Source organism: Streptomyces sp. NPDC008313 (assembly GCF_042956125.1).
GTDB lineage: Bacteria > Actinomycetota > Actinomycetes > Streptomycetales > Streptomycetaceae > Streptomyces.
The window spans coordinates 185293-209983 of sequence record NZ_JBIBFR010000015.1 but is presented as its reverse complement, the minus strand read 5'-3'; the positions used below and the strand labels follow the sequence as shown (position 1 = coordinate 209983).

31 protein-coding genes and 1 pseudogene are annotated in these 24691 nt (G+C 72.0%); 21 read left to right on the top strand and 11 right to left on the bottom strand.

All coding sequences use genetic code 11. The features are described from left to right. Positions 1–172 precede the first annotated feature (172 nt). The 8 genes and pseudogenes from ACFY93_RS21950 (at position 173) to ACFY93_RS21915 (ending at position 5964) form a co-directional block, all read left to right on the top strand. A complete protein-coding gene (locus ACFY93_RS21950; protein ID WP_391361555.1) occupies positions 173–610 on the top strand; it encodes a MerR family transcriptional regulator in 438 nt (145 codons plus the stop codon). Then, entirely contained in the window at positions 585–845 is a 261-nt protein-coding gene (locus tag ACFY93_RS21945) for a cold shock domain-containing protein (RefSeq protein ID WP_391361554.1), read from the top strand. Before ACFY93_RS21950 ends, ACFY93_RS21945 begins: the two co-directional genes overlap by 26 nt. Before the next feature lie 301 nt (positions 846–1146). Then, positions 1147–1713 (top strand): Uma2 family endonuclease, encoded by a 567-nt coding sequence (locus ACFY93_RS21940; RefSeq protein ID WP_391361551.1) that lies wholly within the window; start codon positions 1147–1149, stop codon positions 1711–1713. 186 nt (positions 1714–1899) lie between these two features. Further along, positions 1900–2328: a hypothetical protein gene (locus ACFY93_RS21935; protein WP_391361548.1), complete on the top strand. Its 429-nt coding sequence runs from the start codon at positions 1900–1902 to the stop codon at positions 2326–2328. A gap of 191 nt (positions 2329–2519) precedes the next feature. Then, a complete protein-coding gene (locus ACFY93_RS21930) occupies positions 2520–4136 on the top strand; it encodes an MFS transporter (RefSeq protein ID WP_391361546.1) in 1617 nt (538 codons plus the stop codon). 370 nt (positions 4137–4506) lie between these two features. Continuing rightward, positions 4507–5213 (top strand): annotated as a pseudogene (locus ACFY93_RS21925) (DUF5994 family protein). 10 nt (positions 5214–5223) lie between these two features. After that, positions 5224–5535 (top strand): hypothetical protein, encoded by a 312-nt coding sequence (locus ACFY93_RS21920; protein WP_391361543.1) that lies wholly within the window; start codon positions 5224–5226, stop codon positions 5533–5535. A 57-nt stretch (positions 5536–5592) separates the two neighbouring features. Beyond that, on the top strand, positions 5593–5964 hold the full coding sequence (locus tag ACFY93_RS21915; RefSeq protein ID WP_391361541.1) for an STAS domain-containing protein: 372 nt from the start codon (positions 5593–5595) through the stop codon (positions 5962–5964). Between the two features lie 102 nt (positions 5965–6066). Here ACFY93_RS21915 and ACFY93_RS21910 read toward each other — a convergent pair whose 3' ends face one another. Continuing rightward, complete coding sequence (locus tag ACFY93_RS21910) at positions 6067–6504, bottom strand: glutaredoxin domain-containing protein (RefSeq protein WP_391361538.1); 438 nt, start codon at positions 6502–6504, stop codon at positions 6067–6069. Positions 6505–6521: 17 nt separating this feature from the next. On the opposite strand from ACFY93_RS21910, the gene ACFY93_RS21905 reads away from it, so the two are divergent. The 4 genes from ACFY93_RS21905 (at position 6522) to ACFY93_RS21890 (ending at position 7368) form a co-directional block, all read left to right on the top strand. Next, positions 6522–6668, top strand: coding sequence for a hypothetical protein (locus tag ACFY93_RS21905; RefSeq protein ID WP_391361536.1), 147 nt, complete (start codon positions 6522–6524; stop codon positions 6666–6668). After that, positions 6665–6880, top strand: coding sequence for a hypothetical protein (locus ACFY93_RS21900; protein ID WP_391361533.1), 216 nt, complete (start codon positions 6665–6667; stop codon positions 6878–6880). Before ACFY93_RS21905 ends, ACFY93_RS21900 begins: the two co-directional genes overlap by 4 nt. Positions 6881–6901: 21 nt before the next feature. Further along, complete coding sequence (locus tag ACFY93_RS21895) at positions 6902–7111, top strand: hypothetical protein (RefSeq protein WP_391361530.1); 210 nt, start codon at positions 6902–6904, stop codon at positions 7109–7111. A gap of 113 nt (positions 7112–7224) precedes the next feature. Next, a complete protein-coding gene (locus ACFY93_RS21890) occupies positions 7225–7368 on the top strand; it encodes a hypothetical protein (RefSeq protein ID WP_391361528.1) in 144 nt (47 codons plus the stop codon). Between the two features lie 32 nt (positions 7369–7400). Here ACFY93_RS21890 and ACFY93_RS21885 read toward each other — a convergent pair whose 3' ends face one another. Next, the gene (locus ACFY93_RS21885) at positions 7401–7811 is read right to left on the bottom strand and encodes a VOC family protein (RefSeq protein WP_391361525.1); all 411 of its coding nucleotides are present in this window, start codon (positions 7809–7811) and stop codon (positions 7401–7403) included. A 235-nt stretch (positions 7812–8046) separates the two neighbouring features. Between ACFY93_RS21885 and ACFY93_RS21880 the strand changes: the two genes are divergently transcribed. Further along, entirely contained in the window at positions 8047–8880 is an 834-nt protein-coding gene (locus ACFY93_RS21880) for an HAD-IB family hydrolase (protein WP_391361523.1), read from the top strand. Between the two features lie 71 nt (positions 8881–8951). Here the strand turns inward: ACFY93_RS21880 and ACFY93_RS21875 are convergent, their stop codons facing one another. The 5 genes from ACFY93_RS21875 to ACFY93_RS21855 all read right to left on the bottom strand — a co-directional run bounded on the left by ACFY93_RS21875 (position 8952) and on the right by ACFY93_RS21855 (position 13341). Next, positions 8952–9257, bottom strand: coding sequence for a hypothetical protein (locus tag ACFY93_RS21875; protein ID WP_391361520.1), 306 nt, complete (start codon positions 9255–9257; stop codon positions 8952–8954). A 188-nt stretch (positions 9258–9445) separates the two neighbouring features. Then, positions 9446–10597, bottom strand: a complete 1152-nt coding sequence (locus ACFY93_RS21870; RefSeq protein WP_391361518.1) for a beta-ketoacyl-ACP synthase 3 — start codon at positions 10595–10597, stop codon at positions 9446–9448. 69 nt (positions 10598–10666) lie between these two features. After that, on the bottom strand, positions 10667–11626 hold the full coding sequence (locus tag ACFY93_RS21865; protein WP_391361516.1) for a hypothetical protein: 960 nt from the start codon (positions 11624–11626) through the stop codon (positions 10667–10669). A 209-nt stretch (positions 11627–11835) separates the two neighbouring features. Further along, entirely contained in the window at positions 11836–12459 is a 624-nt protein-coding gene (locus ACFY93_RS21860; RefSeq protein WP_391361514.1) for a hypothetical protein, read from the bottom strand. Between the two features lie 72 nt (positions 12460–12531). Beyond that, a complete protein-coding gene (locus ACFY93_RS21855) occupies positions 12532–13341 on the bottom strand; it encodes an AfsA-related hotdog domain-containing protein (RefSeq protein ID WP_391361512.1) in 810 nt (269 codons plus the stop codon). Between the two features lie 210 nt (positions 13342–13551). On the opposite strand from ACFY93_RS21855, the gene ACFY93_RS21850 reads away from it, so the two are divergent. From ACFY93_RS21850 to ACFY93_RS21830, 5 genes are all read left to right on the top strand, one after another. Next, positions 13552–14157 (top strand): TetR family transcriptional regulator, encoded by a 606-nt coding sequence (locus ACFY93_RS21850; RefSeq protein ID WP_391361510.1) that lies wholly within the window; start codon positions 13552–13554, stop codon positions 14155–14157. A gap of 419 nt (positions 14158–14576) precedes the next feature. Then, on the top strand, positions 14577–15392 hold the full coding sequence (locus ACFY93_RS21845; RefSeq protein WP_391361508.1) for an SDR family oxidoreductase: 816 nt from the start codon (positions 14577–14579) through the stop codon (positions 15390–15392). 152 nt (positions 15393–15544) lie between these two features. Then, complete coding sequence (locus ACFY93_RS21840; RefSeq protein WP_391361505.1) at positions 15545–15778, top strand: tautomerase family protein; 234 nt, start codon at positions 15545–15547, stop codon at positions 15776–15778. Between the two features lie 127 nt (positions 15779–15905). Further along, positions 15906–17333 (top strand): MFS transporter, encoded by a 1428-nt coding sequence (locus ACFY93_RS21835; RefSeq protein ID WP_391361503.1) that lies wholly within the window; start codon positions 15906–15908, stop codon positions 17331–17333. 244 nt (positions 17334–17577) lie between these two features. After that, complete coding sequence (locus ACFY93_RS21830) at positions 17578–18222, top strand: MerR family transcriptional regulator (protein ID WP_391361500.1); 645 nt, start codon at positions 17578–17580, stop codon at positions 18220–18222. Here ACFY93_RS21830 and ACFY93_RS21825 read toward each other — a convergent pair. Continuing rightward, the gene (locus ACFY93_RS21825; RefSeq protein WP_391361498.1) at positions 18117–19346 is read right to left on the bottom strand and encodes an acyl-CoA dehydrogenase family protein; all 1230 of its coding nucleotides are present in this window, start codon (positions 19344–19346) and stop codon (positions 18117–18119) included. The two genes, ACFY93_RS21830 and ACFY93_RS21825, sit on opposite strands and share 106 nt — an antisense overlap. 128 nt (positions 19347–19474) lie before the next feature. Between ACFY93_RS21825 and ACFY93_RS21820 the strand changes: the two genes are divergently transcribed. Beyond that, a complete protein-coding gene (locus ACFY93_RS21820; RefSeq protein ID WP_391361495.1) occupies positions 19475–20065 on the top strand; it encodes a TetR family transcriptional regulator in 591 nt (196 codons plus the stop codon). Positions 20066–20190: 125 nt separating this feature from the next. Here ACFY93_RS21820 and ACFY93_RS21815 read toward each other — a convergent pair whose 3' ends face one another. After that, on the bottom strand, positions 20191–20844 hold the full coding sequence (locus ACFY93_RS21815) for an AfsA-related hotdog domain-containing protein (protein WP_391361492.1): 654 nt from the start codon (positions 20842–20844) through the stop codon (positions 20191–20193). A gap of 30 nt (positions 20845–20874) precedes the next feature. Beyond that, positions 20875–21345 (bottom strand): AfsA-related hotdog domain-containing protein, encoded by a 471-nt coding sequence (locus ACFY93_RS21810; RefSeq protein WP_391361490.1) that lies wholly within the window; start codon positions 21343–21345, stop codon positions 20875–20877. Positions 21346–21501: 156 nt separating this feature from the next. Between ACFY93_RS21810 and ACFY93_RS21805 the strand changes: the two genes are divergently transcribed. Continuing rightward, entirely contained in the window at positions 21502–22209 is a 708-nt protein-coding gene (locus ACFY93_RS21805; RefSeq protein ID WP_391361486.1) for a ScbR family autoregulator-binding transcription factor, read from the top strand. A gap of 23 nt (positions 22210–22232) precedes the next feature. On the opposite strand, the gene ACFY93_RS21800 is transcribed toward ACFY93_RS21805, so the two are convergent. Next, a complete protein-coding gene (locus tag ACFY93_RS21800) occupies positions 22233–23582 on the bottom strand; it encodes an MFS transporter (RefSeq protein ID WP_391361483.1) in 1350 nt (449 codons plus the stop codon). Positions 23583–23658: 76 nt separating this feature from the next. On the opposite strand from ACFY93_RS21800, the gene ACFY93_RS21795 reads away from it, so the two are divergent. Further along, the gene (locus tag ACFY93_RS21795; protein ID WP_391361480.1) at positions 23659–24630 is read left to right on the top strand and encodes an ArsR family transcriptional regulator; all 972 of its coding nucleotides are present in this window, start codon (positions 23659–23661) and stop codon (positions 24628–24630) included. The last annotated feature ends 61 nt before the right edge of the window (positions 24631–24691 follow it).

Genomic DNA, 24691 nt, shown 5'->3' with positions numbered 1-24691 from the left:
TTGCGCTCGAGTCACGGGCACTGTTCTACCGAAGGTTCCGGCCCGCCAAGGCCGGAACCGCCAATAGAGAGATCACGACATCAGACAGGCCCTAGAGGGCTCGTGGCAGCGATGCCTCACGCTAAACAGTGAAGTACGCTCCAAGGTCAAGCCCGGCATCCGATGGGGGGGCATGCGCATCGGTGAGCTTGCCGCGCAGGCAGGCATGACAAGAGAGACGATCCGGTTCTACGAGAAGGTCGGCCTCGTTGCAGGTCGGCGGTTGCCCAACGGGTATCGCGACTTCCCGCCCGAGACGGTGACCTGGCTTCAATACATTCGCACCGCGCAAGCACTCGGGTTCTCCCTGGCGGAGATCGCGCGGAACGGCGAGAAGCTGCGCGAGGCACCGGACACCGCGGTAGGGCTCTCCGCGCTCTTCGAGGAGAAGATCCGGGTCATCGACGCCCGCATCACCGAACTCACCGCCTTACGTGCCGACCTGGCCACGCGCGTGAACACGGGATGCCCTCTACGGGCGGCCGGCAACGGCTCCAGTGTGAAGCCGCCGGTGACTTCGCAGGTGCCAGTGAAAGGAGGGGCCGATGGGCCGCCGCAGAGGGAGCCGTAAGGTCGCCTCGGTCGTGACCGCGACCGTGCGTGAGTGGCGCGACGAGGAGGGGTGGGGCGTCCTCGACTCGCCCGAGACCCCCGGAGGGTGCTTCGGCCATTACTCCGACATACAGGCGCCCGGCTTCCGCACGCTGTCGGCAGGGCAAGAGGTCGATCTCATCTGGGAAGCACCCGGCTTCAAGCAGGACGGATACGACTACCGGGCGGTGAGCATCGTTCCGCGCTCCGGCTGACATCGACGGCTGACATCGACGGGCCGGGGCAGCGGCATGGATCGTGTCCTTCCGTGACGGTTCACCGCGCTGGGCGGTGCGGCGCTCACCGGTGTGGCCACGAGGTCGGCGGTATCGCTGGTCTGGCTCTGATCCCCTGGTGACGTGTCCACCGTGCCGGCTGATCACTTGTCGCGGGCTCGCCAGTCGATCCCAGCGGACAGAGTGGGGCGTGGGCGACATCAGCCGGACGGACGGACGGCAGACAGTACGCTGAATCCAGCGGGATCGGGCCCGCGGCACAGTGCCCGGGAGGTGTTTCATGACGGCCGAGATGGTGGCCCCGGCGTGGATGCATGAGCAGATCACGGTGGAGGAGTACGAGTCCTGGTCCGAGGAGCAGTGTGCCGGCATCGAGATCGTGGACGGGATGGTCGTCGTGAGTCCGAGTGCGTCCAAACGGCACAACCGGCTCGCCCGGATTCTGGCGAACGCCCTGGACGCCGCCGCGGGCCCGGAGTGGAACGCCGACACGGACTTCGACGTCCGGCTTCAGGACGTCCCGCTCACCAATCGCCGCCCGGACGTCGTCGTGTACCGCGCGGACACGATCGACATCACCCCGACCCGCCCTGAGCACGTGCTGCTGGTCGCGGAGGTGGTGTCGCCAGGTTCGGAGACCACCGACCGGATCGTGAAGGTCGACCAGTACGCCAAGGCAGGCATCGGCTTCTACTGGCGGATCGAGCAGGCCGCGACAGGCGTTCCTCTCGTGTACACCTACGTTCTCGACCCCGCGACGAGAACCTACCGGGACGGAGATGTGTTCACCGGCGTCCTCAAGGCAGCGGCACCCTTCGCGGTGGAGATCGACCTCGGCCAGATCTGACCCACGCGCGGCTCAGCAGTCGGCGGCGCGTGAGCGATGCGGGAGCGGGCGGTCCGACACAGGGCGGAGCTCACCCATCGCGTGCCCGACAGGACGGGGAACGGCAGCCGCCTCGGAGGGTACGAGCGGCGGAACGTCCCCTGATCGCGGATCGAACGAAACACATGTCCGCGGCGTCGAAGATGCATGAAGGTATCGCGCCAAGCCGCCATCCTGCTCCTGAGCGCTCTGAGCGCCGGGCTGTTGCTCTCCGGCTGCTCGCACTCGTCCGACGACCCGGGCGACGAGGGGTACAAAGGCCCCACGCTGCCCGCCCGCACCGCCACGATGGACGCGTGGCAGGAAGGGCCGCCCAAGCCCAGGCAGCACAAGCCGTATCCCTACGACCTCTCTACGCACTGTGGGATCAAGTGGGCCAAGTTCGGCGGCCTTTGGTGGGTTCTCGACACCGTTTTCCCCGGTGTCGAGCAAGTCAAGGGCGAGCCCGCGCAGGACAGCCAGGTACTCGCCGGCTACATGACCCTGATCGGGCCGGACACTGCCGACTTCGATGCCGCCGGGATGCCCACGATGCAATTCGTACCGGCCAAGGACGAACCGCCGGGCTGCGCGTAGAAGGGCGTCCGCCATGAACCACGCCCGCTCCACGGTGCGGGTCGACGGCGGACGGGACGGGAGCCGGGGAACGCCCCTCCCACGGCATGACGACTCCCACCCGAAGCGACCCGCCGGCCTCGGTCCGCCAACCGGCTGACCTCCGGGGCGGGTCGAGGATCGCCCTCCGGGGCGGCTGGGACCATGCGCGCATGGCACCCGGATCAGGAACCGCTGAGAGTGCGGCAACGGCGCGCATCGTCCTGCTGGCGCTCGCGGCCGGTCAGTTTCTGATGGCGCTCGACAGTTCGGTCATGAACGTCTCGATCGCGACGGTGGCCGAAGACGTGGGCACGACGGTGACGGGCGTGCAAGGCGCCATCACGGCCTACACCCTCGTGATGGCGATGTTCATGATCCCCGGCGGCAAGACCGGGGCGCTGATCGGCCGCAAGCGCGCGTTCATGATCGGCTGCGTCATCTACGGCTGCGGCTCCCTCACCACGGCGCTCGCGCCGAACCTGCCCGTGCTGCTGCTCGGCTGGTCGTTCCTCGAGGGGATCGGCGCGGCCCTCATCCTGCCCGCGATCGTGGCGCTCGTGGCGAGCAACTTCGCCGCCGAACGCCGTCCCGCCGCCTACGGTCTCGTCGCGGCCGCAGGGGCCGTGGCGATCGCGGTCGGGCCGCTCATCGGCGGTGTCGCCACGACGTACTTCTCCTGGCGGTGGGTCTTCGCCGGCGAGGTCGTGATCGTGCTCGGCATCCTGATGCTCGCCGGCCGCATCGCCGACGCGCCGGTCGGCGAACGCCCGCGCGTCGATCTCGTCGGCGCCGTGCTGTCCGCCCTCGGGCTCGGGATCTTCGTCTACGGCGTGCTCCGCTCGGACGAATGGGGCTGGTTCCAGCCGAAGCCCGACGCGCCCTCGTGGCTCGGGGTGTCGCTGGTCGTGTGGCTGATGCTGGCCGGTCTGCTTCTGATCTGGCTCTTCCTCCGCTGGGAGGCCCGCGTGGTGGAGCGGCGCAGGGAGCCCCTCGTCGAACCGGGCATGCTGCACAACAAGCAGCTCACCGGCGGACTGACGATGTTCTTCTTCCAGTATCTCGTTCAGATGGGCGTCTTCTTCGTCGTACCGCTGTATCTGTCGGTCGCCCTGGGCCTGTCCGCGCTCACGACCGGCGCCCGCATCCTGCCGCTCTCGCTGACCCTGCTGGCGGCCGCCATCCTGATCCCCCGCTTTCTCCCGGACGTCTCACCGCGGCGGGTGGTGAGACTCGGGACCCTCGCACTGCTCGCGGGCGCGGTGACCCTGATGGCCGCGCTCGACGCGGACGCCGGCGCCGAGATCGTCACCCTCCCCCTCCTGCTGATCGGACTCGGCATGGGCGCGCTGGCCTCCCAGCTCGGGTCGGTCACCGTGTCCGCGGTGCCCGAAGCACAGAGCGCGGAGGTGGGCGGCGTACAGAACGCCGTCACCAACCTCGGCGCCTCGATCGGTACGGCACTCGCCGGGTCGATCATGATCGCCGCCCTGACGACCTCCTTCCTCACCAGCGTGGACCAGGATCCGGCAATCCCGGCGGAGGTCAAGAACCAGGCGGCCGTCGAACTCCAGAGCGGCGTCCCGTTCTTGTCGGACGCCCAGCTCAAGTCCGCCCTCGACGAAGCGGGCGCGAGCACGGAGGTGACGCGAGCGGCACTCGACGCGAACGCCGACGCCAGGATCGACGGTCTGCGCGCCGCGCTCGCCATCCTCGCCTTCACCGCTCTCCTCGCGATGTTCTTCACCTCACGGATCCCGGAGACCCAGCCCCGTTCGACGGACCCATGACCGCGGAACGACCGGTACCGGCCCGGAGCGACCGGTACCGGCCCGGAGCGACCGGTACCGGCCCGGAGCGCCCTGGAAACCGCCCCGGGCTCGGGTGGAACGCCGAACGCGGAACGCCGAACGCGGAACGCGGAACGCCGGTACGGACTTCGACGTCCGACGTCCGACGTCCGACGTCAGGGCGTCCGACGTCAGGACGTCCCGCACCCAGCCGCCGCCCTGAGCCGCCGCCCGGAACCACCGCCGGGAGCCACCGCCGGGAGCCACCGCCGGGAGCCGCCGCCCGGATGTCGTCGTGTACCGCGCCGACCCCACGGGTGCCCCACTCCCTTTGGCCGCCGCTCCACGCCGTAGGGAAACACGGAGTAGCGTGGACCGTACCGAGGGCATCTCGCACACCGGCTTCCACGCCGGGTCGTTCCCGGCGAAAGATGAAACCCGGGCCGCCGCAGAGGCGGCCCGAGACGGGTCCGCATCATGTCGGCGACCTTGCTCCCAACCCTGCCGCAGCACGCCGAGCCCGTCGCGGCGCCGGCTGCGCGCCTCGCGCTGAAGACCGACGGCGCCTCCCGGGGACTCCTGGACGGAGCCTGGTGGCCCCGGTCCCGGAATCTGCTGAGCGAACTGCCGGCGCTCACCGACGTATTGGACCCCCTCTGGGGCCGCGTCACACGCATCGCCGTCAACCCGGAGCACTGGCCGGTCATCCCCCGCCAGGTTCCCGTGCACGGGCACGTCGTCAGAGTCGGCTGGTTCACCCCGGAGATCGATCCGCACAAGCTGCTGCTGCTCTCCTACGGCACCGGGCGCTTCGATCTGCTCGTCGTCCCGCCCGGAACCGGGACGGAGTCGGCGGCCCGGCTGATGGCAGCCGCGTCCGACCCCGCCGACCCAGCCCTGACCGCGAGCGCGCTGATCGCCGCGGAGGCGGACCGACCCGGTGTCTCCGACGTCGACCGGCCACAGGGACCGCTGGAGGCATGGGAGTACGAGGGCGGCGCCTCGGCGGTGTCCGCCACCGTTCCCGGACAGTCCGGTCCGCCGGCACCGGCCGGCCGGCTCATCATCGCTGTGTGAGGTGGCCACCATGAACGCCCTCCTGATGGCCGCCGCCTTCCTGGTCCTCGTCGCGGCGGCGGTGTACGTGATCCACCGGCTCGACCTCCAGCACGCCGACAGGATCGCCGCGTACCGGTACAGCGCTCCCCGGCCCGGCCACCGCGTCCGCTCCGTGCCGCAGCCGTACCAAGCACCACGGGTGATCATCCAGGCCTCCGCGCGGCCGCCCGGCCGCGCCTCGGAACCGTCGGCCCGGTCCGCGGCGACTCATGCCCGGGACGTGCACCCGGGCCCCGGGCCGGGCGAGGTGCGGCCGAAACCCGTGGACCGAGACACCTGAGAATCCGCGCACCTGAACCCAGGCATCTGGGCATTGGAGCACCCGAACCGAGGCGTCATGACTCTTCCGCGGCTGAACATCTACCGGCACGACCGGCGCAGGCGGGCACTGATCACCCTGGCCGGTGAGATCGACCCGGCCACCACGCCCCAGGTGCGCGCCGCTCTGGAACGGTGCCTGCATGACGGCATCACCACCATCGACGTCGATCTGACCACCGTGGACCGCTGCGACACCAGCGGCCTGCACGTCTTCCTCGACGTGTCACGTCACGCCGACGAGACCCACGCGTCCCTGCGGCTGCACCACCCGTCCCCGCAGACCGCACGACTGCTCGCGGACACGGGCTCCGCCCGTCTGCTCCTGCTGAGCCCAGGAGGAGCGCGGCTTCATCGGGCCGGGCGCCGAAGGGAGCGCCACGGGGCGTGATCGAACCCCTCGAGCGGGTGTCGCAGGACCAACGGCTGGCACCGGCAGCGACTCACGCGGGCTCGGGTCCTGCCGGGGCACAAGGGGTACGCCGCACCCGTCTCACGCCGGAGGCGAGAGCTGCTCGCGTACCCATGCGGGATCGGGGTTGGTGTGCGGCCGACCCTCTACGAAGACGGTCGGCACGGTCTCATCGCCGTCGTTGACCGCCCTCACCGCTGCCGCACCGGCCGGGTCACGCCAGATGTCGACCCAGTGCAGCCCGCGGGCGCCGCGGCCCAGCCGGAAGCGCAGTCGCAGGCAGTACACGCAGCCCGGCCGCCAGTAGACGACGGGACGGCCGTCGGCCGCGCTACGGCGTCGCGCCTCCTCGGCACCGACCGACCTCGGGAAGACCAGAGGGGAGTTCACGCCCGCGAGCAGCACGAACAGCAGCAGCAGTGCCGCCGCTTCGCCGGGGTTCCCGCTGACGACCTGCCCGGTCGCAACGGCCGCGCCGCAGAACAGCAGCAGTACGGGAGTGATCCAAGTCCGCGTCATGGGGACGCACCCTATCGATGGACCGACTGCGCGAGTTGTCCGACCGCCTCGAGGAAGAGCACGGCGCCGTGACGGACGACGAGCAGCAGGCGGCGCTGGATCGCATCGCCGCCATCGACGGCTGGCACGACGGGCAGCAGCCGTCCTCGGGCGAGGCCGCGTGAGCCGCACCGTCCGAGCGAAGTCGCCCCGGCCACGGCAGCGCGTCTTCGTGTTCGACTCCGAGGCCCTGTCCAAAGCGGTCCGGGGGGATCGGGAGATGGCCGCGCTGATCAAGACAGCCCCGGGGCTGGACATCCCGATCGTCACCTCGGCCCTCACCACCTTGGAGGCATGGGACCCGCGCGACACGTCGAGGCAGGCGCTGTGGAACTAGACGCTCTCCCGGATCCGTGTCGTGCACACGGACGACCAGGTGGTCGCCGTGGCACGCGACATGCTGAGGAAAGCCGGCCTGCACGGACACAAGTACGCCATCGACGCCGTTCTGGCGGCTGTGGCCGGGCGGGAAGCAACCCAGGGCGCCCAGACGACCCTCTTCACCTGCGACACCGACGACATGGATCAGCTCCTCGCGGGCTGCTCCGTGCGCGTCGAGAAGGTGTGACGAGCCACCCGCACCTCACTCGACCCGCACGTGTCGTATCGACCGGGCGTAGCCGACGAAACGGGGAACGGGTGCGAGACGGCCGACGTCGCCCTGATGCAGCGGACCTTGCCGTGGCCGGATGTGGCTGGCTCCTGATCGTGGCCGTCGTCGCGATGCCCGGCCTCCTGGTGAACGACGACCTCTTGACCGCGTACATGGCCGCGTTGGGCGGCGTGATCGGGCTTCTGTGGGTGCGAAGAAGGCTGCACCGCTAGCGCGGGACAGCGCACCCGGTCAGCACCCGCCGCTACACGTTCGACCAGGCCCGCTCACAGAGCACGAGCCGGTAGCCGTCCGGGTCCTCGATCGTGACGCCCCACCGGTTCCAGTACGGGTTCGGCGACGGCACCCGCTTGCCTCCGTGCTCCTCCAGACGGGTCACCAGGTCATCGGGCACCGAGCCGTCGACGTAGATCACCAGCAGGTCCTCCTCGGTGGGCCGGGGCTCGACGGGCCGGGCGGGCTCGTGGACCAGCTCCACATGCCAGTCGGCGTCCGGCCAGCCCACCATCAGCAGGTCGTGCTCACCGGGTTCCGGCCCGCCCTCGGCCCGCCACACCACACCGAGTCCCAGCCCGCGCACCCAGAACCGCTCGGCCACCGCCAGGTCCCGGGAAGGCCGGGCGATGCGGATGTGACTACGACCGTCGACGGGCATCGTGACCTCTTTCTGAGCTGCCGATTCCTGCTCGGCAGCCTAGGTGTACGGCTCTCGCGCGACCATCGGCCGATCGACCTGGTCCGCAGGTCCTGGTCCCGCGAAGGGACGCACACGGTGCCGGTCGGCACGTGGCGGAGATGCATCGGACCCTGTCGTGGCTTCTGGTGGGCCTTCCACCGGAGTGATACCTTCGCGAACGAATTTTATTCGCGAACGGGGAGGACGTACGACCATGAGTGTTGCCACCAGTGAGATCCGGGTGGACCCGGGCGGTGCGCGCGCGGCGGAGAGCCGGCCCGCCTATCTCGTCTTCTGTGACGTCGACGAGACGCTGATCAGCTGCAAGAGCATGTTCACCTTCCTGCGGTTCCAGCTCGTGCGCCGCCACGGGGCCGAAGGGGCCGAGGAGTACGAGCGGATCGCCGGGGAGCTGCGACGGCGGTCCGCCGCCGGGGAGTCGCGGGCGAGCGTCAACCGCGCCTACTACCGGAGCTACGCGGGCGAGAGCGCCGCCGCGATGACGGCGCTCGGGCGGGAGTGGTTCGCGCTCAGCGCGGCCGACCACCGGGACTTCTTCGTCCCCTCCACCGTCGCCGAACTCGCCCGGCACCGCGCCGCCGGAGCGGAGATCGTCCTCGTCTCCGGGTCGTTCGCGCCCTGCCTGGACCCGATCGCCGAGCAGGTCGGCGCCACGCACGTCCTGTGCACCTCCCCCGTCGTCGAGGACGGCCGCTACACCGGTGACGTACCCGAGCCGGTGATCGGCGAGGGCAAGCGGTCGGCCGTGCTGCGCCTGCTCTCCCGGTACCCCGGGGTCAGTCCGCGTGACTGCTTCGCCTACGGCGACCACCCCTCGGACTTCCCGATGCTCGACTGCGTCGGTCACCCGCGGGGAGTGGGGGACGACCCCGCCGTACGGGACTACCTGGCCCGGCGTCTGCGCCGGCCGGCGGACGCGGACGGGCGTTCCGGCTGCGCTCTGGCCTGCTGGTCCATGGGCCGGTCCCTCGACCACGACGAGTCCGCCGGGGCCTGCGCCGGAGACTGCGCCCTGCCTCTTGGCTGAGGCGGTACGCGATACGCGCTGAGGGACGGCGGTCCTTTTCGGGCCGTCGTCCCTCAGCGCGCGTACGGGGGTCAGTCGATGCTCCGGCAGATGTGCGGCTCCAGCCCCTCGTCGTCGGTGTCTCCCGCCAGGCGGAGGACGGGCGCCTTCGCGCCGGGTCCCGTGTCGATCAGGTACCAGCGGCCGTCGCGCTGGACCGAGGCCAGGGTGCCGCTCGCCAGGACGTAGAGCCTGGGGGACGGGGAGGCGGGTATCGGTCCGGTCGTCGGCGACGAGGTGGGCGCGGGCGCTGTGGTCATCGGTGCGGTGGCCGTCAGGGATGCGGTGGTGAGGGGTGCGGTGGTCAGGGATGCGGCGGTCAGGGATGCGGTGGTCATGACGTGGGCTCCTTCGGGCGTGAACGGGGGGCTCTCTTCGTCGCGAGGTGGGCGTCGTACGGGTCGTCGGACTTCGTATCGGTCGTCGGGCTTCGTATCGGTCGTCGGGCTTCGTATCGGTCGTCGGGCGGGGTGCCGGCTGATGCGGTGGGCGCTTCGTGGGCCGTCGGGCGGCCGTGTCGCCCCCGCTATCGGGAGCCCGCCAGCGCCGGTTCGCGCGTGGCCCCGTGCGGGATGCGGGCCTCGGTCCCGACGTCCGTCCGCGTCCGGGCCGGCCGCGCGTACCGGGTCGGTGCCCAGCGCAGCAGCGCCGAGCCCACGGACATGCCGCCGCCGAAGGCCGACAGCACCGTCACGTCGCCCTCCGCGAACATCCCGCGCCGGTGGGCCAGGTCCAGCGTGATCGGCACGGACGCGGCGCCCGTGTTGCCGTGGTGGGCCAGCGCCAGGTGCATACGGGCCGCGTCCATGCCGAGGTCGGGCCGGACCTCGGCGAGCATCACGCCGTTGGCCTGGTGCGGGACGAAGTGGCGGACCTCGCGCCCGTCCACCCCCGCCTTGGCGAGCAGCCCCCGGATCGCCCCGGGCAGGTTGTCGTGCACGAATCCCCGTACGCCCCGGCCGTCCATCGTGAAGTAGTGGCCGCCCTCCTCCAGGGTCCGCGCCGACGCCGGGCGCCTGCTGCCGCCCGCAGGGACGCTGATCAGGCCGTGCTGGTCGCCGCGTGTGACCAGGCTGGTGGTGAGGGAGCCGACCCGGGACGGCACCGGGCCCAGCACCACGGCACCCGCTCCGTCGCCGAACAGGATCGCCGTCTTGCGGTCGGTGTGGTCCACGATGCGCGAGTAGACGTCCGCGCCGACGACCAGGGCGTACGGGCCCTGCTCCCCCGGCGCCGCGCCCGCGTCGGGCGTTTCGCCGTGGAGCATCCGTTCGGCCGCCGTCATCGCGAACATGAAGCCACTGCACACGGAGTTGACGTCGAAGGCGGCGGCCCGGTGCGCGCCGATCAGGTGCTGGACGATGGCGGCCGTGGCCGGCTGGGGGTGGTCGGGGGTCGAGGTGGCGACCACCACGTAGGAGATCCGGTCGGGGGTCAGCCCGGCCTGCTCGATCGCTCTGCGCGCCGCCTCGGCGGCGAGGTCGGAGGTGGCCTCGTGGGGCGCGGCCCGGTGGCGGCGTCGTATGCCGGTCTTGCGTTCGATCCACTCCGCGGTCACGCCCGCCGCGGCGCCGACCTCGTCGTTGTCGACGACGGTCGCGGGCAGGTACGAACCCGTGCTGATGATGCCGATGGGCTGCGTGGGCCGCACGGGCTGCGAGGGCTGCGCGTTGCTCATGTCTCGTCTCTCCTCTGGGCTTCGGGGTGCTTCGGGTGACGGCCGGTACCGCGGACGAGAGGTCGTCCGTCAGCGGGCCGGGATCGTGGTGAACTCCTGGAAGCTCGCCCCCTTCAGCTTCAGCTGGGCGTGGATGTCCCCGCCGAGGCCGAAGTGGCCGATGGCGCCTCCGTAGTTCTGCTGGTAGCTCATCCACAGCACGACCACGTTGATCACGCGGTTGGCGCCGGGCGACCCGGGGGCGGGGAACGGGTTCGGCAGCGTCGCGCGGTAGTGCGCCATCCCGTTGCTGTCGCTGATGAAGGCGTTGGGCACGCCGAGCGGGCCGGGGCGCGTCGGGTTCTCCGGGTCGAGGTCGTGCTCGCGCAGTGACATGACCGTGTAGAGGCTGTCGGGGATCAGCCCCGTGAAGGCGAACGAGAAGTCCGCGCCGCGCCGGTGGGCCGGCACATGGACCTCCAGCTGCGCCCGCGCCTTGACCCACTGCCCGAGCGTGATCGGTTCGCGGACCTTCGGGCCGTCCTCCTCACGCAGGTCCGGGATCGGGGCGCCGTGCAGCGGATAGCTCGGGCGCCGGACGTCGTGGGCGTCGGGGCGCTGTTCCGGCGCGAAGAGCATCGGGTAGTTGTTGCACGGCAACGGCAGCGGCAGCGTGTGCAGTTGGGTGTCGGCGTCGACGGAGGACGGGTCGGCGCAGTCGAGTTCGCGGACGATGTCGTACGGCAGGTTCTGGCCCAGCGGCGGCAGCGGGCTGTCCGGGGAGACCAGAGCGCTCCCCCACTCCGAGACGGTGGTGCCGACGGGGCCGGGCCGGTTGATCCGCCCGATGACGACGAAGTCACCGTTCTCGTCGACGATCTCGCTCGGCGGGTACAGGGGCCCCTGTGTCGTGACGCTCAAGTCGTACGTCCGCGTCACGACGGCCGGGGCGGCGGGGGGTGCGGTGACCTCGGCGGAGGAGATCACGGCCGCGGGGGCGGGGGGTGCGGTGGCTTTCGGGGCCTCGGTGGCCACGGATGTGACGGTCATGGTCGGTGCTCCTTTGCTCCTTCGCCGGAACGGACGGCCGGCCACGGGACGCCAGGGGGGTCCCGCGGCCGGCCGCGGGGCGGGCGGGGCCGATGGGGGAGGAGGCGGCCGACGCCCTGGTTGGACTGGTGGGAGGGATGCCCTGAGGTAGGAGGGGGGGTGGGGTGAGGCTGCGAGGTGCGGGGGGGGAGAGAGGGGTGCGAGGGCGGTCAGGCGGCGGTGACGCGCTCGTAGATGCGGGTGTAGAGACCGTGGTCGCCTCCGGTGATGTACGTGTCGCCCGCCTCGCGGACGATCTGCTGGTAGCGCGGGGAGGTGAAGGCCTCCATGTACTTCGCGGGGTCGGCGTTGAAGCCGGACACGAACATCACGCCGGGCTCCGTGCTGGCCAGCGAGTGGAACGCCTGGAAGCTCTCGACCTCGTCCGAGGTGCGGACCACGTCGAAGATGGTCTCCTCGCGCCAGGCGCGGTACTGCCGGTAGACGCGCGGCACGACCTCGACGTGGCGCATCTGCACGTACCGGGTGTCGGGCAGGGCGCCGGCGGCCGGCTTGGGGGCCTCGACGAACTGGAGGAACTGGCGGCGGAAGTCGCCCTCGCCCATCGGGCCGACGGCCTCCCAGAGCTTCCACCAGTCGGCGCGCAGCTCCTCCATCCGCTCGAAGCCGTCCAGCGGGGCGAGCTCCAGGACGGAGTTGCTCTCCAGACCGCGGTAGAGGATGCGGCCCGCGAAGCCGGAGGCGTCGTTGTGCTTCTGCCAGGCCTCGGCGACGGCGTCGCCCTGCTCGGGCTTGACGTCGATCTCGGTGGCGGTGATGAGGGCGGCGGACATGTCGGACTCCTTGGATGACGAGTTGAGTGGCTGGGTCGTGAGGTGATGCGTGATGAGTGCTGAATGCTGACGTCAGGCGCCGACGAGCACCGGGCTCCCGGCCGCCGCCGTCTCCGGGGCGGCCGTGGTGACGGCCGCCCGCTCCGCCGCGTACTCGACGGCGAAGCGCGCCCGGCGGTGTTCCTTCGCCTCGATGACGTGGGCGTCGAAGGCGGTGTACGAGACGGTGGTGACCGAGGCACGGCGGCCGGCCTGGTGGATGCCGATCTCGGCGGTGAACGTGAGCCGGTCCGGGTTGTCGGTGTCGGCGCTGACGGTGCGGTACTCGATCGTGGCGTCGACCGGGAAGAGGAAATTCTCGAAGCCCGTGTTCATCGACTCGATGACGTAGTAGTACTTCCGGTCGAGGTACCGGGAGGCGTGGTAGCGCTCGCTGACCGCGAGGAACATCTGCCGTGCGGCCTCGACGGCGACCATGCCCTGGACGTGCTCACCGGTCTGGTGGTCGATGAGCAGCTCGTTGTCGTTGTGCACGCGCAGGTTCGCCGAGAAGAGGCTGTCGCCGTCCCGTCGGAGGTCGGCTATCAGGGTGTTGCAGCTTCGGTGCTTGTGCGCCTCGCCGCGCTCCGCGAGAGCCGGCGCCTCGTAGTGGAACTCCAGCCGCTCCGCGAGTCCGAGCAGCAGGGCCTGGTCGTACACCTGCTGCCACTCGTCGGCGGTGATGCCCTGTCCGGCACGGACCCGGATCGGGCGGGTGTCCCAGGAGTACACCCCCAGCCGCATGTCCTCGATGAACTGGGTGACCGTGAGGACGTCGTCCTGCGAGGCGAAGCCGACAAAACGGTCACCGACGATCAGCAGGGTCCGGGTGGTGGCTGACATGGGATCTCCTTGGTGGGGCGGCTCGCACTCAGAGGGGGCGGGACCGCGGGACGGGAGGAGCAGGCACAGCTCAACTTCCTGGCCCTGCACCGGATTTCCGGGGCGGCGGGGCCGATGTGAAGAACGTAGAGGACGTGACCGCGCTTGCGCAACCATCTAGTTGGTTTTTCTAAACTATCCAGTTGGTTTCCCTTGGACTAGGCTCTCCTCATGGCTGAGACACCCAAGGGACAGCAGACCCGCGTCAAGCTTCTGGACGCCGCCCAGACCGAGTTCTCCGAGCACGGGCTGGCCGGCGCCCGCGTGGACCGCATCGCCGAACGCTCCGGCGTGAACAAGCAGCGCCTGTACGCCTACTTCGGCAACAAGGAATCCCTGTTCTCGGCCGTCATGACCCGCGTGTACCAGCACATGTCGCAGGCCGTCCCCATCCCCACCACGGAGAACGGCCTGCGCGCCTACGTGGGCGAGGTCTTCGACTACCACCGCGCCTCCGGCGACCTGGTGCGGCTGCTGGCCTGGGAGGGGCTGCACTACCGCGACCGGCCCATCCCGGACGAGAAGGAGCGCGAGACGTACTACGTCCACAAGACGGCCGCGCTCAGCATCGCGCTCGGCATCGACGACCCGACGGCGGCGGCCCGGGTGCTCATCGCGCTGATCGGCCTGGCCTCCTGGCCGTTCATCGTGCCCCAGCAGCGCCGCCTGATGCTGGGGCCGGACGGCGACTCGGAGGCCGGCTGGGCGCTGCTCCGCGCCAGCATCGTCGCCCACGGGCATTCGGTCATCGACAACGTCCTCGAGGGCAGCGTCTGAGGCCCGGAGGGGCAGGGCCCGGCCCGGAGGCGGCCTGGCTGCGGCCCGGAGGGGCAAGGTCCGGCCCGGAAGCGACCCGGAGACGGCCCGCACAAGGGAGTTCGGCGAGTCCGAACTCCCTTTTTTGCTGGGCTCATTGACCGCCTGACGTGCCGTTACGTGCGACGACCACCGCCGGACGGAGCTAAAAACCAACTAGATGGTTGCGACCGCTTCCCGATCCCGCTACCTTTTTCATCACCAGGCCGGACCCGCTCCCCCGACCACCGGAGCGATCCAGCGGCCCGCAGCCCTGTGCGCCCAAGTACCGCCGCCCGACCGCGCGTTCACCTTCCGTCCCGAACCCGCACCCCCGCGCATCTCACCCCGCACCCCGCATCCGCCACCGACCGGGCCCCGCCCGGGAAAGCGAGGCCATCGTGGACACCAATGCCCCCGCCACAGCTCCTGACCGCGAGACCCCCGTCGTCGTGGTGAGCGGCGCCACCGGCGGTATGGGTGCGGCCGTCGTCGAGGAACTCGCCCGGTCCGACGCCACCGTGGTGCTGCTCGGCCGCGACGCGGCCCGTCTGGAGCGGGTACGGCGGGAGGTCGACGCCCTGACCGGCGGCGCCGGCCGCCTCCTGGCCTACGAGACGGACATCAACGACACGCACTCGGTCGACACCACCGTCTCCGAGCTGGTCGCCCGCCTGGGCCGTGTCGACGCCCTGGTCCACACCGCGGGAGACGGCCCCCTGGCCCCGTTGCGCGAGACCTCCGACGACGTGTGGCAGACCGCCTTCAACGCCAAGCTGATGGGCGCCGTCCGGCTCACCCGCGCCGTCGCCGGGCCCATGACCGACGCCAGGCGTGGTGCGATCGTCCTGGTCAGCGGCGTCTTCCGGAAGGACCCCGACCCGCTCTTCCCGGTGAGCGGCGCGGTCAACGCCGCCCTGGCGGCCTTCGCGAAGGCCGTCTCCAAGGAACTCGGCCGATCCGGTGTCCGGGTCAACGTCGTCGACCCGGGCGCGGTGGACACGCCGCTGTGGGGCGAGATCGCCAAGGCACTCGGCGACCGGTCCGGAGTCACCGCCGAGGAGGTCACCGCACAGGTGGCCGCGCAGACCCCGCTCGGCACGCTGGCCGCACCCGCCGACGTGGCCCGGCTGGTGGCCTTCCTGCTCTCCCCCGCCGCCCGGCACATCGCGGGCGCGGCGATCACCCTCGACGGCGGAGCCTCGGCCGGCCTGTAGGCCAGATCCACCGCCGCCCCCGCGCTCCCTCCGCCTTCCCCTCCCCGTACTTCGCGGCGCCCGCACCCCCGTAGGGCCCTCACGCCCTTCAGCGCGCCCAAAAGCCCTGACTCACCGACTCACCTACTCACCGACTCACAAGGAGTTCCGCCGTGCCCATCCTCTCCATGACCACGTGGCCCAACCAGACCGACGAGAAGTGCAAGGAGCTCATCGAGGAGCTGACGGCGACGGTGCACCGGGTGATCGGCGCACCCCTCGACAAGATCACCGTCTACATCAGCGAGGTCCCGCAGAACCGCTGGGGCGAGGGCGGGGTCATCGGCACCGACCCGCAGTTCGCCGAGCTGAGCCGCCGCCGGGCGGCACCGGCCGACGCCGCCTGACCGCCAGCCACCTCCCGCCACCGCCCCAAGGCGGCGCGCTGACCCGCCCGCCCGGCGGACGACCGCCACCCCTCGCCTCACCGCCCCTCCCCCGCCCTCATCTCGTCCTCGTACAAGGAGAACTCCCATGGCCATCCTGACCCGGGCCGCGCGCACCGACCGGGCGCCGGTCGTGCCGGCCGGCGAACCGGCCGCCCCCCGCGGCTCGTCCACCACCACCGTCCTCGCGGCCGCGCTGCTCGCCTTCTTCGTCATCTCCCTCGACGGCTCGGTCGTCAACGTCGCCCTCCCGGCCATCTCGCACAGCCTCAGCGGCTCCATGGCCGACCTGCAGTGGATCGTCGACGGCTACACCCTGATGTTCGCGGCGTTCATGCTGTCCGCGGGAACGTTCTCGGACCGGATCGGTGCCAGCCGGGCGTACGCCTGGGGTCTCGCGTTGTTCACGGTCGCCTCGCTCGCCTGCGGCCTCGCGCCCAACCTGGGCACGCTGATCGGCGCGCGGATGGTGCAGGGCGGCGCGGCGGCGCTGATGGTCCCGGCCTCCCTGGCGCTGATCCGGCAGACGTACACCGACCCCGGCAAGCGGGCGCGGGCCATCGCCATCTGGACGGCGGCCGGCTCGGTCGCGGTCGCCGTGGGTCCCGTGATCGGCGGGATGCTCACCAGCGGGCTGAGCTGGCGTGCCGTGTTCTACCTGAACCTGCCCGTGGGCGCGATCGGCCTCGCCCTGCTGACCCGCATCGCCCCCTCGGCCCGTCGCGCGGCCCCCGTCGACCTGCTCGGGCAGCTGTCCGTGGTCGTCACGCTGGCCGGACTGACGTACGCCGTGATCGAGGGCGGGCGTGAGGGCTGGGCCAGCACGGGTGTGCTCGGCACGCTGCTGGCGGCGGCCGCGGCGGCTGCCCTCTTCGTGGTCACGCAGTCGCGCAGCAAGCAGCCGATGGTCCCGCTCAGCGTCTTCAAGTCCCGTACGGTGCTGGTCTGCCTGGCGGCCGGCTTCACCATCAACGCGGTGTTCTACGGTGCCATCTTCCTGCTCGGCATGTACTTCCAGCAGGTGCGCGGGGCGTCCCCGGTCGAGGCCGGTGCGATGTTCATCCCGATGTGCGCGCTGATCTCCGTGGTCAACATGGCCGGTGTGAAGCTGGCGGCCCGCAAGGGGGCCAGGGTGCCGATGGCCATCGGTCAGCTGATCATGGTCGGCGGTTCGCTGCTGATGCTCACGGTCACCCCGCACACCTCGCTGCTGATCCCGGTCCTGCTGCTCGTCCCGATCGGCCTGGGCGGCGGACTCGCCGTGCCGTCGCTGACCGCGGCGATCCTCGAGAACGTCGACGGCGAGCGTGCCGGTACCGCGGCGGCCGTCCTCAACACCGGCCGCCAGGTCGGCAGTTGCCTCGCGGTCGCGGCGTTCGGCGCGCTGATCGCCGACACGTCGCACTTCCAGCGCGGTATGAACACCAGCTTCCTGATCGGGATCGTGATGCTGCTCGTCACGGCGGCGGCCACCGCGATGCTGCTGCCGCGCCTCACCAGCCGGGGTGACAAGTAGGGCCCGTTGGGGCCTTGCGCCCACCACGCCGAGGCCCCGGCCGGGACCGACCCCGGACCGGGGCCCTCGCGCGCCGGGGCCCTCGCGTGCCGGAGGCCTCGCATGCCGGGGGCCGCACTGGGCAGCGGCCCTCCGGCAAAAGACAGATAAAATACCTTCACGAAGGAATCTAAAGGGGCCATGATGGAGCCACGCACCAGTTCAGGGAAACCGACGTCACCGAAGCCACCGAAGGGACCCGACGATGTCCGCACCGGTCTCCACCCCGCCGCCGATCACGACCACCCGCCGCCAGGCCGCCACCACGCCCAGGCCCGCGACCGCCTCGCACCCGGCGACGGCCTCCACGGGCGCAACCACCCCGGCCACGGCCCCCGCAGAGGGAGCCGCCCCGGCCTCCACCGCCGCCCCCGCCCCCGCGTCGGCCTCCACCGCCGCGTACGCGAAGACGTACTCCCTGGACGAGGTCGTCCGCATCAGCGGCCTCGACGCGCGGACGCTGCGCTGGTACGAGGACCAGGGGCTGATCGAGAGCGCCGAGGAGGACCCCTGGGGCGAGCACGCCTACAGTCCCCTGCACCTGCGCTGGCTGGAGTTCCTCAACCATCTGCGCAGCACCGGGATGGTGCCGGCGGACATGAACCACTACGTCGAGTTGTACCGGGCCGGGGACGCCACCATCGGGGCCCGCAGGGAGCTGCTGGAAGCCCATCGCGCACTGCTGCGCGCGAGGGCCGAGGAGTTCGAGTCCACCCTGCGCTACCTGGACTGGAAGATCGGCTTCTACCTGGAACGGGAGGCCGCGCTCGCCCGCGTGTCCGGGGCATCCGGGACACGCGGGACGCCCGAGGCACCCGGGGCCCCGTCGCCGAATGCCGCCGAGGCGTAGGCGGCGGCGACCGGCTCCAGCCGCAGGACTCCATGGGAGGCGACGGTGTGGACGTCCCGCCAGAGCCGCTGGAGTTCGCCGCCGGCGTCCCGGACGTGGGCGCCGCCGGTACGGAACAGCCGGTCCACGCACTCCGCGAGGAGCTCGGCCGCGACCGCCGCGTCCCGCTGGTTCTCCGCCACCAGCAGTTCCGTGACGGGCTCGGTGTCCGCACGGTGCGCGGCGCGCGTCAGCAGCAGTCCGGCCGCGTCGATCCGGGCCGATGCGGTGGCCAGCGTGTCCCGGACGGCCGCGCTGTCGTGGTTCGGACGCCCGCTGCCGGTGCCCTTCGCGGCTGCCCAGGCGGACCACACCCGCAGCGCACGGCGCGCCGCGCCCAGCGCCGGTGCGCAGAAGAGGATCCCGCCGGCCAGTCCAGCGGGAGCGGTGTGGCAGCGGGCGCCACCCGTGACCTCGCCGCCGCGCAGCATGTCGACCAGGAGGAAGGAGAGGTGGTGCGGGACAAAGGCGTCCTGGATCACCACCGTGTTACTGCCCGTGCCGCGCAGCCCGGTGCTGTCCCAGGTGTCCTCCACGGTCACCTCGCGCGCCGGAACGGCACACACCCGTACGCGCCTGCCGTCCTCGTACGGCTCGGGCGCCGCCACCAGAACCCAGTCGGCGAACTCGACGCCGCTGACGCAGTGCCAGGTGCCGTGCAGACGGTGGCCGCCCGCGCAGGGCTCGGCCCCTCCGGCGGGCGGCGCGAGCGCGGCGGCGAGCCGCACCCCGGCCGCACCGGCCCCGTCGGCCCACAGCCGCGCCTGCCCCTCCTCGGGCAGATGGGCGGCGAAGCGGCCGTGAGCGGCCCAGAGCATGCCGACCCAGGCGGCCGAGGCGCAGCCGCCCTCCGCGATGGCCGCGACGGCGTCGAGCAGGCCGGCGAATCCGCCCTCCGCCCCGCCCCAGCGCGCCGGGACGAAGTACCCGGGCAGCCCGCTGCCGGTCAGCGCGTCGACCACCTCGTCCGCCAGTCTGCGCCCCGTGTCGGCCGCCCGGGCGTGCGCCGCCGCGGTCCCGGCGGCCGCGCCGACGTCGAGGCGGGTCCCCGTATAACGGTCCATGCCCGTACCGGTGTTGCTCATCAGCTGCTCCCCTGTCCGATGTGCGGCGGCGCCGGGCGGTACCCGCGCCGTCCCGTCTGCAGAAAAAGTGCGTTCAAGAAGGTATTCTTTGGCCCACCGGCCGCTGCCTCCTCCGGAAAGGACATGCGATGGCCAAGCAGGCGCGCTCCCGCCGCACCCACGAACTGGTCCTGGACGCGGCCGCGGCCGAGTTCGCCCGGCACGGCTATCCGCGCGCCAACCTCCAGCACGTCGCGGACCGCACGGGACTCACCAAGGGAGCCCTCTACGGCCACTTCGCCTCCAAGGAACACCTCGCCCAGGCCCTCACCGGGCACCTGGAGGAGGTGCTGGAGCAGGTGACCAGGACGCTCGCCGCACGCCTTCCGGCCGAGGGCGCCCCGACGCGCGACCGGCTGCGCGCCCTGTCCTGCGCGCTGGCCGAGCGGGTGGAGTCGGACGTACGGGTCAACGGCGCGCTCCGTCTCGTGATGGACGAGGCGCACACGGCACCCGAGCCTCCGGCGCCGCTGCGGGAACTGCACCGCATGGCGGCCGAGTTGACGGGGGACGCCCGGGCCGGGGATCCGCGGCCCCTCCGGTCGCCGGCCGCGCCGCTCGCCGATCTGGCCACCGTGATCCTGGTGGGCGCCTACTACACCGCCCCCGATCTGGAGCGGCGGGGCCTCGCCGACCGCGTGCGCGACCTGTGGGACGCGCTCCCGGGCGACGCGGGGTGAGCGGCCGACGCGGGGTGAGCCGCCGACGCCATGCCCGCCGTACGGACGGCGGACGACGCCCTGTCCGCCCGGACGACGGACAAGGCCCGGCCCGTGCGGTCGACGGACAGGGCCGGGTGCGGCGGTCAGGCCGTGCGGGGGAAGACGACCCGGTGGCCGAAGCCCTCGGCGGCCCCGGGGAATCCGGCGGTCGTGGAGGACCCGGGAGTCGCGGAGACCCGTTCCGGGCCCGGCCCCCAGACCGAGCGGCAGGCCGTGAGCACCTTGCCGTCCTGGACGGCGTCGATGGTCAGACGCTGGACGCCGGTGCCGGAGACCGCTCCGCGCTCACGCACGACGAGGTCGATCGGGACGTCCAGTTCACCGAACGCCTGGCAGTCGGTCTCCATGGCGAGCAGCGAGTGCGCGCCCCGGCGGCCGCCGCCCGCGGGGTGCAGCAGCAGGTGCCCGAGCTGGCGCACACCTTCGAGGGTGACCATGAGCGGGACGTGGTCGCTGGGGTGGTCGAAGAAGATCGGGTGGCCGACGTCGACGAGCAACTGCCAGGGCTTGTCGGCCCGTTCGCGGACGAGGACGCTGTCCTTGGTGCGCAGCCTGCCCACCGCCGAGGGGTGCACGCGCTCCACGGTGCGCGGGGCGGGCCCGGTCACCGCCGCGCCGGCCGGGCGCGCGCCACGGCCGCGCAGCATCGCGTACCGCTTGTCGTCGACGGCGACGACGTGCAGGGCCCCCCGCCCGCAGGTCCGGCCGCCGACGGTGAGGACGACTTCGAGCCGCATGCCGAAGCGGTTCGGCGGACGGTTGCCGACCTACAGCCACTGCGCCTCGAGGACGACCGGGACCGGTTCGCCGCCGATGCGCAGCGGGGCCGGGTCGGTTATCTCGAACTCCGAACCGAAGCCGATGAAGCGGTGAGTGAGCGGGACCCCGTAGAAGGCGTGCGCCAGATAGACGAGCGACTGCCGGATCGTCTCCATGAACAGCAGCGGATCGCTGGCGCCGTCGCTGCCCGGCGAGTAGAGGGCATGGTCGCGCGGCCACTGGGCGGCGACCAGGAAGCTGTGCTCGCCCGTGCGGACGGCGTCGGTCAGGAACACCTCGGCTATCGCGGCACGGTGGACCATGTGCCGCGGTACGGGCTGCAGGAAGCTGAGCCGGGAGCGGTCCGCCGGTGCGGCCCCGCCCGCCTGGCGGGAACGGCCGTTGTCACCGAGCCGGGGCACCGTCATGCCCGCCGGGAGCGGCACGGCGGGCACGGCGCCGGAAGCGGCGGAAGGCATGGTGGCAGGCTGATGCATGGTCTGGACCCCCAGTGAATGTATTCACGCAGACGGCAACATCGGCACGACGCTTGTGCTCATCGAGCCGCGACTTACAATACATTCCCGAAGGTATATTTCAAGGAAGCCCAACAAGGCACAGCAAGGATGGACACCATGGCGGAAAGCAGCTCCCGGACGTCCCGGCCCCCGCGGCCCACCCGGTACGACGCCCCCCGCCACAAGGACACCGGCCTCAAGCAGGAGCGCGCCGTGCGCACCCGTGGCCAGGTGCTCGACGCGGCGGCCGAGGCGTTCGCGACCAGGGGGTTCCCCGCCGTCACCGTCCTGGACGTGGCGGAACTCGCCGGAGTGACCAAGGGGGCCGTCTACTTCCACTTCGCCAACAAGGAGGCGCTCGCCCAGGCCGTGGCCGAGGAGTTCTACCACCTTCTCGGGGTGATCGGGCTGGAGGTGCAGGAGGCGGAACTGTCGCCGCTGGACGCGGTGGCGGAGCTGCTGGTGCGTACGGCGGTCGCCTTCCGCGACGACATCATGGTGCAGGCGGGCGCCCGGCTGCAGATCGAGCGCTCCCTCATCGGCGCCGACCTGCCCATGCCGTACCTGGGATACACCGAGTCGCTGGTCGCCTGGTTCCAGCAGGCCCTGGACGAGGGTCAGTTGCCCGCCGAGACCGACCCGGACGTCACCGCACGGGTGCTGGTCTCCGCGTTCTTCGGCGCCCAGCACATCTCCTGGGTGCTCAACGACCGGGCGGACATCGCCGAGCGGGTCCAGGAGATCCTGGACACCGTGGTGCCGCGCCCCCTGGCCCCGAAGGGACCGCGACGGACAAACGCTCGCCGCACCCGAGCCACCTCATGACCGCTCGCCGCACCCGAGCCACCTCATGACCGGTCGGCCGGCGGCCGGCGCGCGGAGCCGCCCGACCCGGAGCCGCCCGACGAGCCGCCCGCAGCGGTGACGTCCGCGGCGGTGACGTCCGCGGCGATGGCGTCCGCGGCCCCGCTCCCGGCCGTCCCCTCGCGCTGCGCGTTCCGCCGCCGCCCGCGGTCCGCCGCCGACACAGCGGCCGTCACGGTGAGGGAGGCGGCCGCCATCAGCGTCATCGCCGTTCCCGCCGAGGTGAGTTGCGCCAGCGTGCCCGCGAGGGCCGCGCTCACGCCCTGCATCGTGAGCATGCCCGAGGAGTGCAGCCCCAGGGCGTGGCCGCTCAGCTCGTCCGGGGTGAGCGACATCAGGCGCTCCTGCTGGATCAGGCTCGCGCCGAAACCGACCGAGGCCACGGCCGCGCAGGCCGCCGCCGCACCGGCCCCCGGGTGGAGGAAGAACAGCAGGTACGGTCCGGCCAGCAGCACCAGGAACGGGCCGCCCAGCCGGGGCCGCAGCGCCGGCGGCAGGAAGCGGCCCGCCGTCACGTCCCCGACGAACATCCCGAACGCCGCGCTCGCGAAGAGCAGGCCCGCGCGGTCCGGGGCGTACGAGACGAAGAGGGACTCGCAGCCGACGATCAGGCCGTTGGGGATCCACAGGAGCAGGTAGACGTTCCGGCGCGGGGCGTACGCCCACAGCCGGGCGTTGGTGCGCCAGGTCTGCGCGATCGAGGGGCGGCCGGACACGCGGGGTGCCCGGCGGCTCAGTCCGAGGCGGACGGCGGCCGCTCCCGCGAGGTAGAGGGCGGCGGCGCTGAGCAGGGTGACGCGCGGGGACAGCAGGGCCACCAGGACGCCGCCGGCCGCGAAGCCGGTGACCTGCGCGACGCCGCTCAGCATGTTGAAGACCGAGCGGCCGAGGAGGTAGCCGTCCTTCGACAGGATCTCGTTGAGCAGGCCCCAGCGGACGCCTCCGCCAAGGGAGTTGACCAGTCCGAGGCCGAGGATGACCGCGAACACCGCCCACACGGGCAGCCCGGGCAGCGCGAGGAACGCCGTGCCCACGCCGAAGACGGAGGCGATGCCCGCGATCGTCGCGCGCGGCGGGAGCCGGTCCGCCGCCGAGAGCAGCGTGGCCGCGCCCACCATCTGCACCAAGGACGGGCCGAACATGCTCAGGGCGGACAGGAGCGGGGACTCGGTGGCCCGGTAGACGAGGGTCCCGAGGGCGAGACCCGCCACGGTGGACGCCATCGCCTGGAAGGCGGCGGCGACGAACAGCGGGGTGAACTCCCGCGTGCGGAAGAGCGCGGAGTAGCCGCGCGCGGGTGCGGTGGCGGCGGCGTCGGACGAGTCAGGAGGCATACGCGGAGTCTCGAACGGCCCGCGAGGGCACCGTTATTGTTTCGCGCACGCGCGAAACGACGGCCGGGAGGGGCTCATGGGCTGGTGGCAGGTGAACGCCGACACGCTCGCGGGCAGCCGTTTCGTCATCTCCCCGCTCGCGGAGACCTTCGGCGCGCTGAAGATGCTGCACGCCGCCACCGCCACGCACCCCGGCGAGCGCGACTGGCTCGACGCCCACCTGCCCGCCTACCGGCAGCACCTCGCCGACGACCCCGTCACCGCGCTGCTCGTACGCTCCGGGCTCGGCCGGGAGTGGATCGCCGACTTCCTCACGCCCACGCCGAGGGGCGAGGGCGCCGACTTCCACGACGAGGTCCAGCGGGTCGGGGCGGTCCCGCCGGCCGCGGCCCGCGCCCATCTCGCCCGGTCCCTGCGCGGCCCGCTGCCCGCCGCGCTGCACCGCGACGACCTCCCCGCACGCGCCGCCGAGCTGCTCACCCACCTCTGGACCGAGACCGTACGGCCCTACTGGGACCGGCGCCGGCGCGTCCTGGAGGCCGATGTCGTCGCCCGGACCGCGCAGTTGAGCCAGGGAGGCTGGGCGGCGGCGCTCGACGCGCTGCGGCCGGGCACGCGCTGGCTCGGCGACAACCGGCTCCAGGTCAACCGGCGCGCGTACCCGCCGCGCGAGATCTCCGGCGCCGAGCTGTTCTTCGTGCCGATCACCCCGCAGGGGCACGGCTGGGTGTCGTGGGACGAGCCGCACCGTTACGCCGTCGTCTATCCGTGCTCGGGCGCGCTCGCCGGCCCCGGGCCGCGCCCTGCCGTGCCGGAGAGCCTGGGGGCGCTGCTCGGCCCCGCCCGGGCCGGGGTCCTCGTCCTCCTCGACTCCCCCATGAGCACGACCCAGCTGGTCGCCCTGACCGGGCAGGCGCTCGGCTCCGTGGGCCGTCATCTGCGGGTGCTGCTCGACGCCCGGCTGGTGGCGCGCCGCCGCGCCGGACGGTCGGTGCTGTACTACCGGACACCCGCCGGCGAGGTCCTGGTCGGGGCCCAGCGGGACTGAGACGCGGCCGGACTCGGTGGCGAGCCATGCTCAGACGCGAGCCGGACTCGTCGGCGAGCCC

Bases quoted from the DNA above. Each gene is read 5' to 3' on its own strand.
- ACFY93_RS21905 (WP_391361536.1), top strand. From the start codon at position 6,522: ATGGACCGACTGCGCGAGTTGTCCGACCGCCTCGAGGAAGAGCACGGC.
- ACFY93_RS21810 (WP_391361490.1), bottom strand. From the start codon at position 21,345: ATGCCTTCCGCCGCTTCCGGCGCCGTGCCCGCCGTGCCGCTCCCGGCG.
- ACFY93_RS21940 (WP_391361551.1), top strand. From the start codon at position 1,147: ATGACGGCCGAGATGGTGGCCCCGGCGTGGATGCATGAGCAGATCACG.
- ACFY93_RS21825 (WP_391361498.1), bottom strand. From the start codon at position 19,346: ATGAGCAACACCGGTACGGGCATGGACCGTTATACGGGGACCCGCCTC.
- ACFY93_RS21800 (WP_391361483.1), bottom strand. From the start codon at position 23,582: ATGCCTCCTGACTCGTCCGACGCCGCCGCCACCGCACCCGCGCGCGGC.
- ACFY93_RS21885 (WP_391361525.1), bottom strand. From the start codon at position 7,811: ATGCCCGTCGACGGTCGTAGTCACATCCGCATCGCCCGGCCTTCCCGG.
- ACFY93_RS21950 (WP_391361555.1), top strand. From the start codon at position 173: ATGCGCATCGGTGAGCTTGCCGCGCAGGCAGGCATGACAAGAGAGACG.
- ACFY93_RS21875 (WP_391361520.1), bottom strand. From the start codon at position 9,257: ATGACCACCGCATCCCTGACCGCCGCATCCCTGACCACCGCACCCCTC.
- ACFY93_RS21910 (WP_391361538.1), bottom strand. From the start codon at position 6,504: ATGACGCGGACTTGGATCACTCCCGTACTGCTGCTGTTCTGCGGCGCG.
- ACFY93_RS21815 (WP_391361492.1), bottom strand. From the start codon at position 20,844: ATGCGGCTCGAAGTCGTCCTCACCGTCGGCGGCCGGACCTGCGGGCGG.
- ACFY93_RS21935 (WP_391361548.1), top strand. From the start codon at position 1,900: ATGAAGGTATCGCGCCAAGCCGCCATCCTGCTCCTGAGCGCTCTGAGC.
- ACFY93_RS21795 (WP_391361480.1), top strand. From the start codon at position 23,659: ATGGGCTGGTGGCAGGTGAACGCCGACACGCTCGCGGGCAGCCGTTTC.
- ACFY93_RS21860 (WP_391361514.1), bottom strand. From the start codon at position 12,459: ATGTCCGCCGCCCTCATCACCGCCACCGAGATCGACGTCAAGCCCGAG.
- ACFY93_RS21820 (WP_391361495.1), top strand. From the start codon at position 19,475: ATGGCCAAGCAGGCGCGCTCCCGCCGCACCCACGAACTGGTCCTGGAC.
- ACFY93_RS21915 (WP_391361541.1), top strand. From the start codon at position 5,593: ATGACTCTTCCGCGGCTGAACATCTACCGGCACGACCGGCGCAGGCGG.
- ACFY93_RS21805 (WP_391361486.1), top strand. From the start codon at position 21,502: ATGGCGGAAAGCAGCTCCCGGACGTCCCGGCCCCCGCGGCCCACCCGG.
- ACFY93_RS21830 (WP_391361500.1), top strand. From the start codon at position 17,578: ATGTCCGCACCGGTCTCCACCCCGCCGCCGATCACGACCACCCGCCGC.
- ACFY93_RS21865 (WP_391361516.1), bottom strand. From the start codon at position 11,626: ATGACCGTCACATCCGTGGCCACCGAGGCCCCGAAAGCCACCGCACCC.
- ACFY93_RS21850 (WP_391361510.1), top strand. From the start codon at position 13,552: ATGGCTGAGACACCCAAGGGACAGCAGACCCGCGTCAAGCTTCTGGAC.
- ACFY93_RS21945 (WP_391361554.1), top strand. From the start codon at position 585: ATGGGCCGCCGCAGAGGGAGCCGTAAGGTCGCCTCGGTCGTGACCGCG.
- ACFY93_RS21880 (WP_391361523.1), top strand. From the start codon at position 8,047: ATGAGTGTTGCCACCAGTGAGATCCGGGTGGACCCGGGCGGTGCGCGC.
- ACFY93_RS21835 (WP_391361503.1), top strand. From the start codon at position 15,906: ATGGCCATCCTGACCCGGGCCGCGCGCACCGACCGGGCGCCGGTCGTG.
- ACFY93_RS21920 (WP_391361543.1), top strand. From the start codon at position 5,224: ATGAACGCCCTCCTGATGGCCGCCGCCTTCCTGGTCCTCGTCGCGGCG.
- ACFY93_RS21870 (WP_391361518.1), bottom strand. From the start codon at position 10,597: ATGAGCAACGCGCAGCCCTCGCAGCCCGTGCGGCCCACGCAGCCCATC.
- ACFY93_RS21855 (WP_391361512.1), bottom strand. From the start codon at position 13,341: ATGTCAGCCACCACCCGGACCCTGCTGATCGTCGGTGACCGTTTTGTC.
- ACFY93_RS21930 (WP_391361546.1), top strand. From the start codon at position 2,520: ATGGCACCCGGATCAGGAACCGCTGAGAGTGCGGCAACGGCGCGCATC.